The sequence below is a fragment of the Flavobacterium sp. genome, assembly GCF_035292545.1.
Taxonomy (GTDB): Bacteria; Bacteroidota; Bacteroidia; order Flavobacteriales; family Flavobacteriaceae; genus Flavobacterium.
Window position 1 is genome coordinate 15,583 of sequence record NZ_DATDPV010000012.1, and the last position, 18,759, is coordinate 34,341.

The window sequence follows — 18,759 nt, forward strand, 5'->3', positions numbered from 1 at the left end:
AACCTTCAAAGAAATTTGGAGGTTTTTTTTATGTGTAATTTTTATAAAAAATTGAATAAAGGAAACACTCCGGTTCTGAATAAAATACGATGTCACAAAAACCTTCGGCAGCAATTTGGAGGTTTTTTTATGTGTAATTTTTATGAAAAATTGAATAGAGGAAACAATCCGGTTCTGAATAAAAATACGATGTCTCAAAAACCTTCGGCAGCAATTTGGAGGTTTTTTTATGTGTGATTTTTATAAAAAATTTAATAAAGGAAATACTCCGGTTCTGAATAAAAACAGGGTGTCTCAAAAACCTTCGGCAGCAATTTGGAGGTTTTTTTATGTATAATTTTTATAAAAAATTGAATAAAAGAAATACTCCGGTTCTGAATAAAAATACGATGTCTCAAAAACCTTCAATGAAATTTAGAGGTTTTTTTTATGTGTAATTTTTATAAAAAATTGAATAAAGGAAATACTGTAGAAAAGAATCAAAACATAAAAAAACCCTGAATTTCAGGGCTTATATATTTTATTCCATTTTCTCTAATGCTTGTCTGACCATTTTTTGATCACTTGGAAACCAACCCTGAAACATAATGGTTAATCCAAAAATAATCAATACAATACTGATTACTTTTTTAGTTTTTAGAATATTTGCTGGTGTTAATTTGTGTCTTAATTGTTTGGCCAAAAGCATCTTACCAATGTCTACAATCAGATAGGTCAAAATTACCGAGGTAAAAAAAGTCAACATTCTTGAAGTTTCTAAATCTAATTTTGGCCCGATTGTTATTAATATTAAAAACCAAAATAACAGTACGCCAACATTTATAAAATTCAATAAAAAACCTTTAATAAATAAATTGAGATAATTTTTTTTCATCAGGCCTACGACCACCACTTCATCATCATCTTCAGTATTTTTACCTACTTTTCTTAATCTTATAAAAGAAACAAGGCCGTAGGTCATCATTAAAATACCGCCAAAGATAAATATGGCCGGATTGCCTTTAATACTCTGAATTAATCGATAACTGCTGAAATAAGCAATTGCAATAAAAAAAACATCGGCTAAAACCACGCCTAAATCAAATACCAAAGCCGCTCTGAATCCTTTTACGGCACTGGTTTCCAGCAGCACAAAGAATACAGGTCCTATAAGAAAACTTAAGAAAATTCCGAGAGGAATTCCGGTTAAAATATCTTCAATCATTAAATGAAATTAAAAAAATTGAATTGAAAATTCAAAAAATAAAGTGATGCAAAGATAATTTAAAATATAAATCTATCGGTTACTTTCCACAATAGTTCCGCCAAGAACCGTTTTCTGATTGATTTGCTTTGGTTTACCGAAAATCGTAATGACTCCGCCTGCTTTAACTTTAGCATCAACCAGCTCAGAAGCCCGAATATCGGCATTACCGCCAGTACTCACAGTAACCGTTGTTTGTGCTGTTTGTAAATCTTTAGCTTTTAAAATTCCGCCAGTAGAAATAATAACTTCTTGATTTTTAGCGGTTCCTTCTAATTCTACAATACCTCCTGAAGCACTGCGAATCTTCACTTTTTGAACTTCTAAATTAAGTTTAATATGAGAACCAGTTTTAGAATTAATAGCCAAAGCTATTTGTTTAAACGGCTTTTCACTGGAAATATAAGAACCTTCGGAAGCTTCAACACTTTCAATTTTTTTGAAATATAAAAGTGCCGTTACATCATCCCCTTTTAAGAATTTATCCAATGGCATTCTGATTTTCAGTTCGCCATTTTTATTGATTATTTCCACATCCGAATTGTTTTTTCCTGAAATTTCAATTCTATTTTCATTCGAAGGAATCAATTGAACCGAAATTTTATCCAATACTTTTATCTCATCAAAATCCCCTAAATTTTTAGTGATTTTTTCCTGTGAAAATCCTATTTGTGCTATCAAAAGCAACACGATTAATTTATAGTTCATAATTTTAGTTATTAATTATTACTTCCGTTTTTTCTAATAAAATTAAAATCCAATTGTTTTTTTACTAAATCAGCGTTTTTTACTTTAACGTAAATTTCGTCACCTAATTGTAATAAATTTTGAGTGGTAGCTCCAACCAGAGCATATTGTTTTTCATCAAATGTGTAATAATCGTCTTTGATTTCTCGAATTCTGACCATTCCTTCGCATTTGTTTTCGATGATTTCAACAAAAATTCCCCATTCGGTTACACCAGAAATAACGCCTAAGAACTCCTGATCTTTATGATCCTGCATATAACGCACCTGCATGTATTTAATGCTGTCACGCTCCGCATTTGTAGCCAAACCTTCCATCGTAGAAGAATGCAGACACTTAGTTTCGTACAAATCTTCATCAACCGATTTTCCTCCGTCTAAATAATGCTGCAATAATCGATGCACCATAACGTCAGGATAACGACGAATTGGCGAGGTAAAATGCGAGTAATACTCAAAAGCCAACCCATAATGGCCAATATTATCGGTCGAATATTTGGCTTTACTCATCGTTCTGATTGCCAACGTATCGATTAGATTTTGTTCTTTTTTACCAACAACTTCACTCAATAAAGTATTTAACGATTTAGAAATATCGGCTTTATTGCTTAAATCTATTTTGTAACCAAATTTTGCAATAAGCGTTTGCATCGCCAATAATTTATCTTCATTTGGCTCATCATGAATACGATACACAAAAGTTTTCTTTTGTTTTCCAATGAATTCTGCCACTTTTTTATTGGCCAATAGCATAAATTCTTCAATCAGATGATTGGCATCTTTTGAAATTTTAAAGAAAACACCAACCGGTTCATATTTCTCATTTAAGTTGAATTTTACTTCTACTTTATCAAAAGAAATCGCTCCTTCAGCCATTCTTTTTCTTCTGAAAATTTTGGCTAATTGATCTAACTTTAAAGTTGCCTGAACAATTTCATCAGAAACCACATAGGAATCTCCTGTAATGGAAGTTTCTTTTGGAATAGTATCATCTTTGGTTTCTATGATATATTGCGCTTCTTCATAAGAAAAACGCTGATTCGAATGAATCACGGTTCTTCCAAACCATTGGTTCACTACTTCGGATTTATCGGTAATTTCAAAAACTGCTGAAAATGTATATTTTTCTTCATTTGGACGTAAGGAACACGCAAAATTAGACAATACTTCCGGCAACATTGGAACAACTCTATCCACTAAATACACTGATGTGGCACGTTGATAGGCTTCTTCATCCAAGATAGTTCCTTCTTTTAAATAAAAAGAAACATCGGCGATATGAATACCTATTTCGTAATTTCCGTTTTCTAATTTTTTGAAAGACAACGCATCATCAAAATCTTTAGCATCTTTCGGGTCAATGGTAAAAGTCAAGGTATCGCGCATATCACGACGATTGGCAATTTCACTTTCCTGAATCGTTGTATCTATTTTTTGTGCGTAAAGCTCAACATCTAATGGAAATTCTGCAGGTAAACCATATTCGGCCAAAATCGCATGAATTTCAGTATCATGTTCTCCGGGTTTTCCTAGAACTTTAACCACAGAACCGAAAGGACTGTCAGCTCTGGCAGGCCAATCTTCGATATGAACCAAAACTACATCCCCATTTTCTGCTTCTCCTAATTTGTTTTTTGGAATAAAAATATCGGTGTACATTTTTGGATTGGCAGTCGATACAAAAGCAAAATTCTTTTGAATATCAATAACACCAACGAAATCCGTTTTCTTTCTTTCAATGATTTCAATCACTTCTCCTTCGGCTCTTCTTCCGCTTCTTCTATTGTAAACATAGACTTTTACGGTATCGCCATCCAAAGCATGATTCAAATTATTGGTCGGAATAAATACATCTTCTTCAAAATCGGGACATACAAAATACGCCGTTTTTCTTCCGGTCATGTCCACTTTTCCTTCGTAGTAATCTTTACTGGACCCTACAACAACGTATTTTCCGGGTTCTACTTCGTCAATCTTTTTTTGCGCTGCCAGAATCTTCAAATCTTTGATAATTTGATTTCTGCTCTGCGTATCGTCAAGTTCTAACTTCGCTCCTATTTGCTTATAATTGAATACTTTATTCGCGCTTTGTGATAGTATTTTTAAAATTTTGTCGGTTAAATCATTCTCTTTTTTAACCGGTTTTCTTAGTCTTTTACTCATAAATCTGTTCTTAAAAGTTTAAAATTACAAAATAGTTATCAGTTGTTGGCTGTTAATAGGCAGTTTTAAATAAAATATAACTTTTAAAAAGTAGTAGAAAATCAAAAATCAAATCTTCGTATCTTTATAGAAAGAAATCAAAAACGATGGAAGAATTTGTAACAGTCGCTATTTTTTATTATCCTCATGAAATCGTTATTTTAAAACATTTATTGGATGATGCCCAGTTGCATTATTATTTCGAAAATGAAATGATGACCACAATTGCTCCAATGTATACTCAGGCTTTGGGAGGCATCAAATTAAAAGTCCATCCAAACGATATTGAAACCGTAAAAGAAATTTTGGATCAATTAAACGATGAAACGAATTTAAAAATCGTTTAAGTACACAAAAGTTGTCAACATATATTAAATACAACAAAAAGAAAATTTAAATTTAAAATATTTTTTGGTTGTTATTATAGCTTGTTAATAGTTACAATAAGTTTATTTTTTTAAGCATTGATTTGAAGTTAAACATTGTTATAAAGAGTTATCAACATACAATAAAGGGTTTAATCAGCTTAAAATGAAACGGTTTTTAAATTTAATAAACAACTGTTAACAATCGAAAATGATATGATTTTGTAAATAAGTTCCTCCATGGATTTTTGTTAACAACACCATTTTTTATATTGATAACTATTCTAAAAATTCCCCTAACTAAATTAGTTTTATCCAAGTCAATTTTGGATTAGGTTTTTTTTCGTTACTACCAAAAAATAGTTCTAAAATTCTATCTAAAGTTATGAACATTTAATGTTAATTTAAAGTAAACTGATTATCAGTTGATTACGAAATGCTATTAACATTACAAAAATTTAACATTTTTATTACATTATATATAAGATACAAATTTGTGAAGTAACTGATTTTCAATGCTTTTAATCTTTATAAAATTAAAGCACAAGTGGATAATCAATCAATCATTTCTTTTGGTAAATTTGTACTCGAAACAAACACAACTACATTATGAAAATCTCCATCGGAAACGACCATGCAGGACCAGAATATAAAAAGGCAATTGTAGAAATGCTTCAGGCAAATGGACACGAAGTTACCAATCACGGAACCGATAATTCGGATAGTGTGGATTATCCCGATTTTGCGCATCCGGTAGCAAAGGATATCACCAACGGAAAAGCAGATTTTGGGATCTTAATTTGCGGAAGCGGAAACGGAATTGCCATGTCAGCCAATAAACATCAGGGTGTTCGGGTTGCTTTGTGCTGGATGAAAGAAATTGCCGCATTAGCGCGCCAACATAATGATGCTAATGTTATAAGTTTACCGGCGCGATATACTTCTATTGCACAAGCGGTAGAAATGGTTGCAACGTTTATCAACACTCCATTTGAAGGCGGAAGACACCAAAACAGAGTAGATAAAATTGCCTGTAAATAAATAGATTTCATAATCTCAGACAAAAAAAAATTCCAATCGTTTATAAAGTAATTTATTTAAGATTGGAATTTTTTATAAATAAGTCTGTATTCAATGAATTTCCAGAGAAGGCAAATGCTATTGAAGCGTTAATACCTCTTTATAAAATAAAAGACCGCAATTTGTAATAAAACAACCGCGAAAAATTTCGACAAATAAGATAATTTCGAAATTTTATGTCGGAATAACAACATTGCAATTGCAGAGCCAATAGTACCACCAATCAAAACAAAGACTAAAAGTATTTTTTCTGAAACCCTAAATTTTTGACGAACGGCATACCATTTATCTATCCCCGTAATCGAAAATGATAAAATATTGACCGCTAAAAAGTAATAGAATAATTCATTCATTGCAATAAAAATTCACTCAAAGATAGTATTTTCACGACTTCAAAACGATTCTATAATGACCAACAACATCGATTTCATCAAACAACAGGTTGCAACAACGGCAACAAATATTCAAAACACGGTTCAATTATTACAAGAAGATTGCACCATTCCGTTTATTTCCCGTTATCGAAAAGACAAAACGGGTAATCTGGACGAGGTTGTGATTGAGCAAATTGCCAAGTTGCAAAAGGATTATGAAGTCATTGTTAAACGGAAAGAAGCCATTTTAAAATCCATTCAGGAACAAAACGCGCTTACGTCGGAATTAGATAAAAAAATCCAACAAAGTTTCGATTTGAATGAATTGGAAGATTTCTATCTGCCTTTCAAAAAGAAGAAAAAAACCAAAGCAGATGTTGCTCGTGAAAATGGATTGGAACCTTTAGCCAAAATGATTATGGCGCAAAATAATGGCGATATCGATTTTATTGCTTCAAAATATCTAAACGAAAAAGTGATCAATGAAGACGAAGCCCTACAAGGCGCCAGAGACATTATCGCCGAATGGATAAACGAAAATATTTATGTGCGCAAACAATTGCGAAGAATTTATCAGCGCAAAGCAACCATCACCACCAAAGTGGTAAAAACCAAAAAAGACGACGAAAAAGCCCAAAAATTTGATCAATATTTCGATTGGTCAGAAGGTTTGAATAAAACGCCTTCTCATCGATTATTAGCGATGCTTCGTGCAGAAAATGAAGGTTTCGTGAAAATGAAAATCGAAGTCGAAACCGATGAAGCCATCGAAATGATGCGGGAATTGGTGATTAAAAATAATAACGACACCACGCCACATTTAAAAAAAGCCATCGACGATAGTTTCAAAAGATTATTGGCGCCAGCGATTTCCAACGAAGCATTGCAGGAAGCCAAAACCAAAGCGGATGCAAATTCTATTCAGGTTTTTGCCAATAATTTAGGGCAATTGTTACTTGCGCCGCCATTGGGCGAAAAAAGGATTTTAGCCATCGATCCCGGATTTCGAAGCGGCTGCAAAGTAGTCTGTCTGGACGAAAAAGGCGATTTGTTGTACAACGAAAATATTTATCCGCATGCGCCTCAGAATGAAACCGCCATGGCGATGAAAAAAATCCGTTCGATGGTAAATGCGTATCAAATTGATGCGATTTCTATCGGAAACGGGACCGCTTCTCGCGAGACCGAATTTTTTATCAAAAAAATCGCCTTCGACAAACCGGTTCAGGTTTTTATTGTAAGCGAAGCCGGAGCCTCGGTATATTCGGCTTCAAAAATTGCAAGGGATGAATTCCCGAATTATGATGTAACCGTTCGTGGTGCCGTTTCCATCGGAAGAAGATTATCCGATCCGTTAGCGGAATTGGTAAAAATTGACCCGAAAGCCATTGGTGTTGGCCAATACCAACACGATGTAGATCAGACGAAATTAAAGGAAGAACTGGATACTGTTGTGGTGCGTTGCGTGAATTCTGTTGGGATTAACATTAATACGGCGAGCAAACACTTGTTAAGTTATGTTTCGGGAATTGGCGAAAAAATGGCCGAAAATATTGTGCAATACCGTACCGAAAATGGTCCGTTTGAAAACCGAAAACAACTCAAAAAAGTACCGCGTTTGGGAGAAAAAGCATTCCAGCAAGGGGCGGCTTTTATCCGAATTTCGAATGCTAAAAACCCGCTGGACAATTCTGCCGTTCATCCTGAAGCTTATCCTATTGTGGAAAAAATGGCAAAAGATTTGAAAGTTTCCGTTCATGATTTAATAGCCAATACCGCAATAACATCATTAATAAAACCAGAAAACTATGTCACTCCTGAAATTGGTTTATTAGGATTAAAAGACATTATTAAAGAACTCGAAAAACCTGGATTAGACCCGAGAAAATCGGCTAAAGTTTTTGAATTTGATCCCACCGTAAAAAGCATCAAAGATTTGAAAACCGGAATGATTTTACCCGGAATTGTCAATAATATTACCAATTTTGGTTGTTTTGTCGATGTTGGAATTAAGGAAAGTGGCTTGGTTCATATTTCACAACTCAAAGCTGGTTTTGTTTCGGATGTGAATGAAGTAGTGAAACTACACCAACACGTTCAGGTAAAAGTAACCGAAGTAGATGAAGATCGAAAACGAGTACAGTTGAGTATGATTTTATAGTAAAAAAAGAAATTCCAAATTATGCGGATTAGGAATCACGCATAATTTGGAATTTTAATTATTGAAATCTTAAGAAATTTATTCTTTTGTTTCGTCTTCTTTTTTGTCAGCTGGTTGCTTATCGTCTTTAGCCGCATTCTTGAATTCTTTGATACCGCTTCCAAGACCTTTCATCAATTCAGGAATTTTTTTACCTCCAAAAAGTAATAAAACGACAGCCAATATAATAAGGATTTCTGGTAAACCTATTCTTCCCATGATTATGATAATTAATGCCTAAGCAAATTTGTAATAAATATTGGCACAAAGATAAATAGAAAAACTGGTATTTCTTTTCACTAATTAGTAAATATTTATGATTTTGGTTTGTTAGCGCCTTAGAGTTAAAATTCTAATAATTTAACACAACAGTAAAAGCGCAAAGCTTTAAAAGCGACTTAAATTATTATATTTGTATTATAAACACTAAGAATGTCCCAAAAAAGACAAAAACGACAGGTCCTAAAGAAAAAATTATTCACCAAAAACCGTTTGGTTATTTTGAATGAAGACACTTTTGAAGAGATTTTCTCTTTAAAACTTACTTTAATGAATGTCTTTGTGGTGGCTTCAGTAGGAATGATCATCATCGTTTTTGTAACCACTTATATCATTGCATTTACTCCTTTACGGGAATTTATTCCAGGTTACTCTTCCTCAAAATTAAAAAAGGATGCTACTGAATTGGCTTTAAAATCGGATTCTCTGGCTAATGCTCTAAAGAAAAACGAAGCTTATATCGAATCTATTAAAAAAGTACTGACGGGCGAATTGGAATATGCCAAATTCAACAAAGATTCCCTTATTGCGGCCGAAATGATTGATGCCTCAAAAGTAGATTTAAACCCATCTGAGGAAGAATTGAAACTAAGGGAAGAAGTCGCAAAAGAAGAAAAGCAAATTTATAATGAATCAAAATCGAAATAGCACCCGCACTTTTTCTATTTAAGAATAAACAAAACGAAATGTCAGTAAAGTCAGTTGCCGCAAAAATTTTTGCCAAAAAAATCTACAAAAAAACTCAAATTTGGGCCAATAATCCTGTTGAAACCCAACGCAAAGTTTTTTTGGATTTAATTCGTCAGGCGAAAAAAACGCAGTTTGGCACAGACCATCATTTCAACCGGATAAAAACATTTGAAGATTTTGCCAAAAACGTTCCTATTCGGGATTATGAAGCCTTAAAACCCTATGTTGATAAGGTTATAAAAGGGCAGGAAAATATACTTTGGAAAGGAAAACCATTGTATTTTGCCAAAACTTCAGGGACAACTTCCGGGGCAAAATATATTCCGCTGACCAAGGAATCGATGCCTTTTCATATTGAGGCAGCAAGAAATGCGATTCTGCATTATATCCACGAAACCGGAAATGCTGATTTTGTAGACGGGAAAATGATTTTCTTACAAGGAAGTCCTATTCTTGAAGAAAAAAACGGGATAAAACTCGGAAGATTATCTGGAATTGTGGCGCATTTTGTTCCGAAATATTTACAGAAAAACCGAATGCCAACTTTGAAAACCAATTGCATAGAAGATTGGGAAACCAAAGTCGATGCCATTGTCGAAGAGACTTTTGATAAAGACATGACGGTGATATCCGGAATTCCGTCCTGGGTTCAAATGTATTTTGAAAAATTATACGAAAAAGGAGGGAAGCCGGTTGGAGAACTATTCAAAAACTTCAATCTGTTTATTTATGGCGGCGTTAATTATGAACCGTATCGTGCCAAATTCGAAAATTTAATTGGCCGAAAAGTAGACAGTATCGAACTATTCCCAGCTTCCGAAGGATTTTTTGCCTATCAGGATTCGCAAAAGGAAAAAGGAATGTTGCTGCTTTTAAACGCCGGAATTTTTTATGAATTTATAAAATCAGAGGAATTCTTTACCGAAAACCCAAGGCGATATACCATAGGCGAAGTAGAAATTGGAGTAAACTATGTTTTGATTATATCAACAAATGCGGGACTTTGGGGTTATAATATTGGTGATACGATTCAGTTTACCTCCACAAAACCCTATCGCGTGATTGTTTCGGGAAGAATAAAACATTACATTTCAGCTTTTGGCGAACACGTCATTGGCAAAGAAGTAGAATCGGCCTTGCAGGAAGCCGTGATTGGAACGAAGGTTCGTGTCAATGAATTTACCGTTGCGCCACAAATCACCCCAAAGGAAGGTTTGCCTTATCATGAGTGGTTTATTGAATTTGAAAATGAACCGGAGAATATGGACGATTTTGTATTGAAAATAGATAATTCGATGCGAAAACAAAATGTATATTACGATGATTTGATTGTTGGCAAAGTTTTGAGAAAATTAGTAATCACAAAAGTGGCAAAAAACGGCTTTCAGGATTACATGAAATCCATTGGAAAATTAGGAGGCCAAAACAAAATTCCAAGGCTAAGCAATGATAGAAAAATTGTGAATGAATTAAATAAAAAATAAAAAACATACATTTGCAGGTTACAAAATGAAATATTAATGAAAGAAATTAAAAACATAGTTAGATCAAGAGCACAAGAATCATCTAGTGCTGTTGAAAAGTTATACATCACGATGCGCCATTTGTTTAATAGAGGATTCTATAAACCTATGGGAGTTTCGGGCGAAACGTTACGAGAAGCATTATTGTCTTTACGACCTGAAATATATGGTACCATTGCCGAAGAAAAGGTAGAATTAAGCGGACTTTTATATGTAATAGAAAGACTTCCGGTAGGAATTGAAGAATGTCGTTTTATCAATTTAACATCGGATGAAGGGTATTCGAAATCTCATTTCAAAGCCATTATTCCTCCTAAAAGAAGAAGAAATTGCTATCGTATTGATGACGAACAAATGAATGTTGAAATCACCCGTGGACGTTCAGACATCTACGATATTTTGACGCATCTAACTTTCATCTTTATCGAATCCCATAAGATTAAAGACCGGGTTTTGGTTGACGAAAGTGGCGAATTAACCCGCGACTGGCAAAAACTGGAACAAGCCGTTTTATCAAATAAGAAATTAGCCTTAATTGATAAAGAGAAAGCCATCTCGCATACAGCCAATATTCTTGGAAGAACATTTGCTGAGGTTTTGGATATTTATGAAGCTTTTGGAACTTCTGAAAAACCAGACCGTTTTCTGCACATTATTTATTGGTTGGGAAAATTAGCTTTGGAAGAAGTCTTGGGAAACAACAAGAGAACCATTACTTTCAGCCCGATTCTAAGAGAGCGTTTAGGACATCATATTCATGGTGAAATTTGGGCAACGAATATCAAAGAAGTCCTAAGGGACAACGAATTGCTAGACAGACCGATTCATATTATCAGCGCCAATATGCACAGTGTGATGAATTCTATTTTTGCAACGCATGTGTTGAAAACCAAATTCAAGGACAAATCGGATTTCTTTATTTATGAAGAATTAAGTAAATCGGGTGCGCATGAGGTTAGAGATAAAGTTGAAGATTTCGCAAAATTGCACGGTATGATTTCACTTCCGGATACTTCGGGAACCAATATCGATGTCCAGATTTTTGATACCGCAAAAATTGAAGTAAAAAAATCAGCATTTCCGGGTGCTAAACTAGAGGCAAAACCTGTCATTATCGTTATGGATTATGCTTTTGGAGAGCAGGCTTATGAAACCATTGATGAATTATTGAAACCTTATCAGGAGACAAAAGAGAATAAAATATTTTTGAATGTGGAATCGGTTTCCATCATGGGAAAAGCCGGAATTCTTCAAGGAGGCAAAGGGGATATTATGATTCCATCTGCTCATATCAATGAAGGAACGGGCGATAACTACACTTTTGAAAACGAGTTAACAAAGGAAATGCTTGACGGAAATGACATTGCCGTTTTTGAAGGGCCAATGGTTACGGTTTTAGGAACATCATTGCAGAATAAAGACTTATTGAAATTTTTCCACAATTCAACTTGGGGTGTTATTGGTTTGGAGATGGAAGGCGCTTATTATCAAAAAGCGATTCAGTCAGCATCAAAAATCAGAAAAAGCATCAACCCGGATGTGAAGGTGAGATATGCTTATTATGCTTCGGATAATCCATTGGAAACCGGAAGCACATTAGCTTCTGGAGGACTTGGGACAACGGGAGTAAAACCTACTTATTTGATTACCATTAAAATATTGGAACAAATTTTTAACGTAAAATAAAATCATATTATGAGTACAAACTCACCAAAAAATGTTGAGGATCAGGAAATTGATTTGTCGTTAATTTCAAAAAAAATAGGCGGTTTTTTTCAAAATCTGAACAGCTTGTTTTTTAGTGGTATTCAATTTGTTTTCAGAAACATTATTGTTTTGATTGTTTTATTCATAGTTGGAGTTGGAGCTGGAATATTTCTGGACAAAACTTTAAAAACCTATGACCATCAAATCATTGTAATGCCTAATTTTGGAAGTACGGATTATTTGTATTCAAAAGTGAATCTTTTAAAATCAAAAATTATAGAAAATGATACTTTATTTTTAAAGAAAATTGGGATTAAAAATCCAGAAAAAATAGCCAAAATTGAAATTGAGCCAATAGTAGATGTTTATAAATTCATTAATAATAATGAACAAAATTTCGAATTATTAAAATTAATGGCTGAAGATGGTGATTTAAAGAAAATTGTAGAAGATAATCTAACAAGTAAAAACTACACTTACCATTTAATCTCTTATACTACAAAAGATATCAGCTCAACTGAAAAAACATTAAATCCTTTAATGGCTTATTTTAATGAAAGCGATTATTATAAAGTAATTCAAAAAGAATATCTGAATAATATTCAAATAAAAATGAAGGCAAATGACACTACAATTGCTCAGATAGATGGCGTTTTAAATCAATTCTCAAATACCATTGGAAGCAATCAAAAAAGTGATAAATTGGTTTACTATAATGAAAATACACAACTTAATGATGTTATTAAAACCAAGGATATTTTAATAAATGAACAAGGTTCGCATAGAATAGAGTTAGTTAATTTAGATAAAATTGTTAAAGAAAATAGTTTTACTTTAAATATCAAAAGCATCAAATCTGTTAATGGGAAACTAAAATTTATTTTACCTATGCTTTTTATAGCTTTGTTTTTAATAGGGCACGTTTTTAGGGCATTTTACAGAAAACAAAGTTTGTTAGCACAACAAAATTAAAAATATATGAAAGGAATAATATTAGCCGGAGGTTCAGGAACAAGATTACATCCATTAACGTTAGCGGTTAGCAAACAGTTGATGCCAATCTATGATAAACCAATGATATATTATCCATTGTCAACCTTAATGTGGGCAGGAATAAATGAAATTTTAATTATTTCTACCCCTCATGACTTGCCATTATTCCAACAATTACTGGGTGACGGAAAAAAACTGGGCTGCCGTTTTGAATACGCTGTTCAGGAAAATCCAAATGGTTTGGCCGAAGCATTTATCATTGGAAAAGAATTCATTGGAAAAGACAAAGTCGCGTTAGTTTTAGGAGATAATATTTTCTACGGAACCGGACTGTCGGAATTGCTTAAAGCCAATAATAATCCGGATGGCGGCATTATTTATGCCTATCACGTTCACGACCCGGAGCGTTATGGTGTGGTTGATTTCGATGCAAACGGCAAAGTACTTTCTATTGAGGAAAAACCGGAAAAACCAAAATCCAACTATGCAGTTCCAGGGATTTATTTTTATGATAATGATGTAGTCGAAATTGCAGCAAACATAAAACCAAGTCATCGGGGAGAGCTTGAAATAACCGATGTGAACAAGGAATATTTAAAAAGAGGTAAACTCAAAGTGAGTATTCTAGACAGAGGAACCGCTTGGCTCGATACGGGAACATTCAATTCACTGATGCAGGCTTCCCAATTTGTGCAGGTAATTGAAGAAAGACAAGGTTTGAAAATTGGTTCAATCGAAGAAGCTGCATTTAAAATGGGATTCATCGATGCGGAACAATTAGAGATTTTGGCGCTACCACTATTAAAAAGTGGCTACGGAACGCATCTGTTAAGCATAATTTAGTAAAAAAAACAAATACGTCACTTCGAATATTCTGATTCTGTTATCGGAATATCGAGAAGAATTACAATAAAAATGAATTTTATTCCAACAAAATTAGAAGGATGTTTCATAATTGAGCCAAAAATCATCAGAGATGAAAGGGGTTATTTTATGGAAAGTTTCAATGAAAATACATTTCAAAAAGGAATAGGACAGTCCGTACATTTTGTGCAGGACAATCAATCGTTTTCTACAAAAGGCGTTTTGCGCGGTTTGCATTATCAAACGGGTGAACATGCTCAAGCCAAATTGGTTCGGGTTCTTAGCGGTGAAGTTCTTGATGTGGTGGTTGATTTAAGACCTGATTCTGAGACTTTCGGACAATATGTTTCCGTATTGCTTTCTGCAGAAAATCAAAAGCAGTTTTTCGTTCCCAGAGGTTTTGCCCATGGTTTCTTAGTATTGAGCGAAACAGCGGCTTTCTTTTATAAGTGTGATAATTTTTATAACAAAGAATCCGAAGGCGGGTTGATTTATAATGACCCGACAGTAAATATCGACTGGCAATTTCCAACGAGTGAATTATTGATTTCGGAGAAAGATACAGTTTTGCCAGCACTTGATAACGCCAGGAAAGTATGGTAGTTTTAGTAACAGGTGCTAACGGGCAATTAGGTCAGGCTTTACAGTTTGTTTCAAAAAAGTATCCAAAAATTCAATTTGTATTTACGAGTTCAAAAGAACTGGACATTACAAATAAGGATTCAATAAAGACTGTTTTCGAAAAAGAAAAACCAGATTTTTGTATCAATACGGCTGCCTATACCGCAGTTGACAAAGCGGAAAGTGAGCCAGAAAATGCCGATTTGATCAATGTTATTGGAGCTAAAAATCTAGCCGAAGTTTGCAAGGATTTTAATGTCACATTACTTCATGTTTCCACCGATTTTGTTTTTGACGGAAAAAAAGCAATCCCATATACAGAAGATGATGCAACAAATCCTCAGAGTGAATACGGGCAAACCAAGTTAGACGGAGAAAAAACGATTCAGGAAATTCTCGAAAATTATTACATCATCAGAACTTCATGGTTGTATTCTGATTTTGGAAATAACTTCATGAAAACCATGTTGCGTTTGGCAAAAGAGAGAACATCATTAGGTGTTGTTAATGACCAAATTGGAACACCAACACATGCTGTAGACTTAGCGGAAGCTTTGATAAAAATTATTTTAAGCGATAAAAAAGCATATGGAATCTATCATTTCAGCAATGAAGGTGCCGCCAGTTGGTATGATTTTGCAAAGAAAATATTTGAAATCAATAAAGTTAAAATCGATTTAAAACCCATTCCGACAACCCAATTTCCAACTCCTGCGCAAAGACCGAAATATAGCGTTCTTGACAAAACAAAAATTAAAACAGTTTTCGGAATTGATATAAAAAACTGGGAAGATTCTTTGATTGAAAAGAATTTATAAGGTAACTTATTTCTTAATTATTTTTTTGATTTCTAGTTTATCATCCAATTGCAATTGCAATAAATATACGCCATTTGGCAGCTCAGATAACTCAATTCCAGAAGTTAGAATTGTACCTTTTTTTATCAATTTCCCATCAATTGTATATATTTTATAAGAAACATTGGCAGTAATACCAATAACATTCACAGCATATGAAAATGGATTTGGATATATTATGATGTTGTCCACATTATTATTGTTTACTGACAGAGGATCTTCAACGGTAATTACGATATTAAAAGTGGTGTTTCCTCCAGAATTTGTGGCTGTGATTATATAAGTTTCTGTTGGAGAAACCACGGTAGGCGTTCCGGAAATCACTCCGGTTGAGGTGTCCAATGATAAGCCCGCTGGTAAACTCGGTACAACGCTATAACTTATGACCGTTCCTCCTGAAACGGTTGGAGTTAAATTATTGATAGCATTATTTTTTGTAAACATATTTGGCGAAGTATAACTCAAAGAACTTGGCGCCGCGTCATTAACAGTAATTATTACATTAGCAGTTGTATCTCCTCCAGAATTTGTGGCTGTGATTATATAAGTTTCTGTTGGATAAACCACTGTAGGTGTTCCGGAAATTACACCGGTTGAGGTATCCAATGATAAACCTGTTGGTAAATCGGGCCCAACGCTATAACTTACAACTGTCCCTCCTGAAACAGATGGATTCAAATTAGTGATAGCATTATTTTTTGTAAATATATTGGGCGAAGTATAACTCAAAGAACTTGGTGCCGAATCATTAACAGTAATTACGATATTAAACGTTTTGCTTCCTCCAGAATTTGTGGCTGAGATTATATAAGTTCCTGTTGGAGAAATCCCGGTTGGCGTTCCAGAAATTACTCCGGTTGAGGTGTCCAATGATAAGCCGGCGGGTAAACTTGGTACAACGCTATAACTTATAACTGTTCCTCCTGAAACAGATGGATTCAAATTAGTGATAGCATTATTTTTTGTAAATACATTTGGCGAAGTATAACTCAAAGAACTTGGAGCCGCATCATTAACAGTAATTACGATATTAAACGTTGCGCTTCCTCCAGAATTTGTGGCTGTGATTATATAAGTTTCTGTTGGAGAAATGACGGTTGGCGTTCCGGAAATCAAACCAGTTGAGGTGTCCAATGATAAGCCCGCTGGTAAACTCGGTACAATGCTATAACTTATGACCGTTCCTCCTGAAACGGTTGGATTTAAATTAGTGATAGCATTATTTTTTGTAAATACATTTGGCGAAGAATAACTGACGCTAAGAGAGATCGGTAATTGTACCCCATCAACTGAAAAATTATTAAAAGTCACCCTGTTGCCATCATCAACAGTCAAATTTGTGCCAGTAAACCGTAACCTCACTTTAAAATCCGCATTGTCATTTGCCGATGTTATCGAAGAAAAATCAATTTGAAACAATTGAAAAACACCAGTTATAGGCAATGAGGTCGATGTTAATCCGGTAGTAATCCAAATAGGTGTTCCTGAATTAACTGCATAATCAACAGCTATGCCTGTAACACCCGTAAGCTCGTTCATGGCAGCAAATGAAAATTTAATGTTTTTATACCCATCTGTAGAAAAATTAAATAACATTGTGTTTTCTAAACCACCGCTTTGAAATGGCTGTTTAATTTGTAAACCTCTCATCACATTTGCATCATAAGGAAGATTACTATTGGCTTCCGGTCTGTAATTTATTGCTGTAGGGCTATTTCTTCTTTCCATTGAGGCTTTTCTCCAATTTGTATTTGAAGCAGTAAAAGGATAACCAACAAGACAGGATTGGTATTGTATAAGACCATCCGTTCCTAATTCGTAAGTTGAGTTTAGTGTTTCCAGCGGAACATTATTTGGCAGGGCACTATCCATCATCCAAAAATAAACAGGGACACTGGTTTCTATCGGACCCTCCGGAATAAAATGTGCAGTAACTGAAAAACTTGCAGTAGGAGTGATAGTAATTTCGGTATTTGTGCTTGTAGAAGCACCACTCCAGTGGCTGAATACAAATCCAGGTTTAGGAATTGCTTTCAATTTTACAGGAATATTATGAAAATAAATTCCTGTCCAAGGATAAGGATTTCCAGTAATTCCAGGCGTTCCGTCAGCAATATTGATGGTATTCATTTTAATAAAACCATGACTTGGGTCGGAAACATTCAGAGTTGCATTGATATTCGAACTAATACCAAATTTTGCCCGAATATGGTCCCTTTGGAATGCGGGTCTGGTGTTGGCAAATTCCTTTTCTTTATTAATAAAATAATTCCAATCGGTATTGTCAACAGGGGCTTTCCATCTGAAATATTGATCATTCATTTCCGGTGCTAATACCGCTTTCATGGAATCGATTGTAGCGATAATTCTTGACGAAAGGAAGGAAGTGTTCATTAAATCGGCAAAACGATTGATAAAATCAATTTTAAAAGAATTGTTTTCTAAAAGTTTGCGTAATAATAAAGTTGACCATGCCGGATTTGGCGCCGAAGGGCCATTAGTAGCGGTGGCATCAGCCAGAGAATTGTAAAAAGCATCTCTAAAAGTTGAATCCATATCATGAATGGCCCATCTCCATCTTCCATCATGACCATATGGTGCATTTGGCAGATAAGCGGCCGTTTTTTTTCTCCAATATATAATGTTATTTCCCGGCCAATCCCGATTATAAAAATAGATATTTGTTGTAAAATAATCCGTAAAATTTTCTGGATCCAATTGTGTTTTTATATAATTGTAATTAGTGTCACTTACCAAACTGTTGTTTTCAAAGTAGTTATACATGGCATTATAATCAACATTATCACCTTCTTCGACTGATCCCTGGTTTTCTAAAACATCTATTTCGTCTGACGGAATATTATAGACTTGTTTAAAATAGTTGTTATCATATTTTTCTCTTAAACCTAAAATCCCCCAATATTCCCCATTTATAAATATGATATTTTGTTGACAAGCTTCTGTTTCAAGACGCAGTGATTTGACCAATTCATGATTTAAAGCATCTCTAAACAT

16 protein-coding genes are annotated in these 18,759 nt (G+C 34.2%); 10 read left to right on the forward strand and 6 right to left on the reverse strand.

The window, feature by feature from the left end; translation table 11 throughout:
• Positions 1–520 precede the first annotated feature (520 nt).
• From VI621_RS01715 to rnr, 3 genes are all read right to left on the reverse strand, one after another.
• Positions 521–1,204, reverse strand: a complete 684-nt coding sequence (locus tag VI621_RS01715; protein WP_324216666.1) for a LysE family translocator — start codon at positions 1,202–1,204, stop codon at positions 521–523.
• A 72-nt stretch (positions 1,205–1,276) separates the two neighbouring features.
• Positions 1,277–1,951, reverse strand: coding sequence for a head GIN domain-containing protein (locus VI621_RS01720; RefSeq protein ID WP_324216667.1), 675 nt, complete (start codon positions 1,949–1,951; stop codon positions 1,277–1,279).
• 11 nt (positions 1,952–1,962) lie between these two features.
• Positions 1,963–4,152 carry a ribonuclease R gene (gene rnr / locus VI621_RS01725; protein ID WP_324216668.1) on the reverse strand — a complete coding sequence of 730 codons (2,190 nt, stop codon included), beginning with the start codon at positions 4,150–4,152 and terminating at the stop codon, positions 1,963–1,965.
• A gap of 146 nt (positions 4,153–4,298) precedes the next feature.
• Here rnr and VI621_RS01730 point away from each other — a divergent pair, with 146 nt between their 5' ends.
• Both VI621_RS01730 and rpiB read left to right on the forward strand, forming a co-directional pair.
• A complete protein-coding gene (locus VI621_RS01730; protein WP_324216669.1) occupies positions 4,299–4,538 on the forward strand; it encodes a DUF2007 domain-containing protein in 240 nt (79 codons plus the stop codon).
• A gap of 627 nt (positions 4,539–5,165) precedes the next feature.
• Entirely contained in the window at positions 5,166–5,597 is a 432-nt protein-coding gene (rpiB, locus tag VI621_RS01735; protein ID WP_324216670.1) for a ribose 5-phosphate isomerase B, read from the forward strand.
• A gap of 128 nt (positions 5,598–5,725) precedes the next feature.
• Here the strand turns inward: rpiB and VI621_RS01740 are convergent, their stop codons facing one another.
• Positions 5,726–5,989, reverse strand: a complete 264-nt coding sequence (locus VI621_RS01740) for a DUF1294 domain-containing protein (RefSeq protein WP_324216671.1) — start codon at positions 5,987–5,989, stop codon at positions 5,726–5,728.
• 55 nt (positions 5,990–6,044) lie between these two features.
• Between VI621_RS01740 and VI621_RS01745 the strand changes: the two genes are divergently transcribed.
• Entirely contained in the window at positions 6,045–8,171 is a 2,127-nt protein-coding gene (locus VI621_RS01745; RefSeq protein WP_324216672.1) for a Tex family protein, read from the forward strand.
• Between the two features lie 78 nt (positions 8,172–8,249).
• Here VI621_RS01745 and VI621_RS01750 read toward each other — a convergent pair whose 3' ends face one another.
• Positions 8,250–8,429: a twin-arginine translocase TatA/TatE family subunit gene (locus tag VI621_RS01750; protein WP_324216673.1), complete on the reverse strand. Its 180-nt coding sequence runs from the start codon at positions 8,427–8,429 to the stop codon at positions 8,250–8,252.
• 213 nt (positions 8,430–8,642) lie between these two features.
• On the opposite strand from VI621_RS01750, the gene VI621_RS01755 reads away from it, so the two are divergent.
• The 7 genes from VI621_RS01755 (at position 8,643) to rfbD (ending at position 15,705) form a co-directional block, all read left to right on the forward strand.
• Positions 8,643–9,137, forward strand: coding sequence for a peptidase (locus VI621_RS01755; protein ID WP_324216674.1), 495 nt, complete (start codon positions 8,643–8,645; stop codon positions 9,135–9,137).
• 38 nt (positions 9,138–9,175) lie between these two features.
• Positions 9,176–10,663, forward strand: coding sequence for a GH3 auxin-responsive promoter family protein (locus VI621_RS01760; protein ID WP_324216675.1), 1,488 nt, complete (start codon positions 9,176–9,178; stop codon positions 10,661–10,663).
• Positions 10,664–10,699: 36 nt separating this feature from the next.
• Positions 10,700–12,388 (forward strand): DUF6909 family protein, encoded by a 1,689-nt coding sequence (locus VI621_RS01765; RefSeq protein ID WP_324216676.1) that lies wholly within the window; start codon positions 10,700–10,702, stop codon positions 12,386–12,388.
• 9 nt (positions 12,389–12,397) lie between these two features.
• Positions 12,398–13,381, forward strand: a complete 984-nt coding sequence (locus VI621_RS01770) for a hypothetical protein (RefSeq protein ID WP_324216677.1) — start codon at positions 12,398–12,400, stop codon at positions 13,379–13,381.
• A 6-nt stretch (positions 13,382–13,387) separates the two neighbouring features.
• The gene (gene rfbA / locus VI621_RS01775; RefSeq protein ID WP_324216678.1) at positions 13,388–14,245 is read left to right on the forward strand and encodes a glucose-1-phosphate thymidylyltransferase RfbA; all 858 of its coding nucleotides are present in this window, start codon (positions 13,388–13,390) and stop codon (positions 14,243–14,245) included.
• Positions 14,246–14,317: 72 nt separating this feature from the next.
• Positions 14,318–14,869 (forward strand): dTDP-4-dehydrorhamnose 3,5-epimerase, encoded by a 552-nt coding sequence (rfbC, locus tag VI621_RS01780; protein WP_324216679.1) that lies wholly within the window; start codon positions 14,318–14,320, stop codon positions 14,867–14,869.
• A complete protein-coding gene (rfbD, locus tag VI621_RS01785) occupies positions 14,863–15,705 on the forward strand; it encodes a dTDP-4-dehydrorhamnose reductase (RefSeq protein ID WP_324216680.1) in 843 nt (280 codons plus the stop codon). Before rfbC ends, rfbD begins: the two co-directional genes overlap by 7 nt.
• Before the next feature lie 6 nt (positions 15,706–15,711).
• On the opposite strand, the gene VI621_RS01790 is transcribed toward rfbD, so the two are convergent.
• A partial coding sequence (locus tag VI621_RS01790) for a putative Ig domain-containing protein (protein WP_324216681.1) occupies positions 15,712–18,759 on the reverse strand: 3,048 nt, incomplete at its 5' end.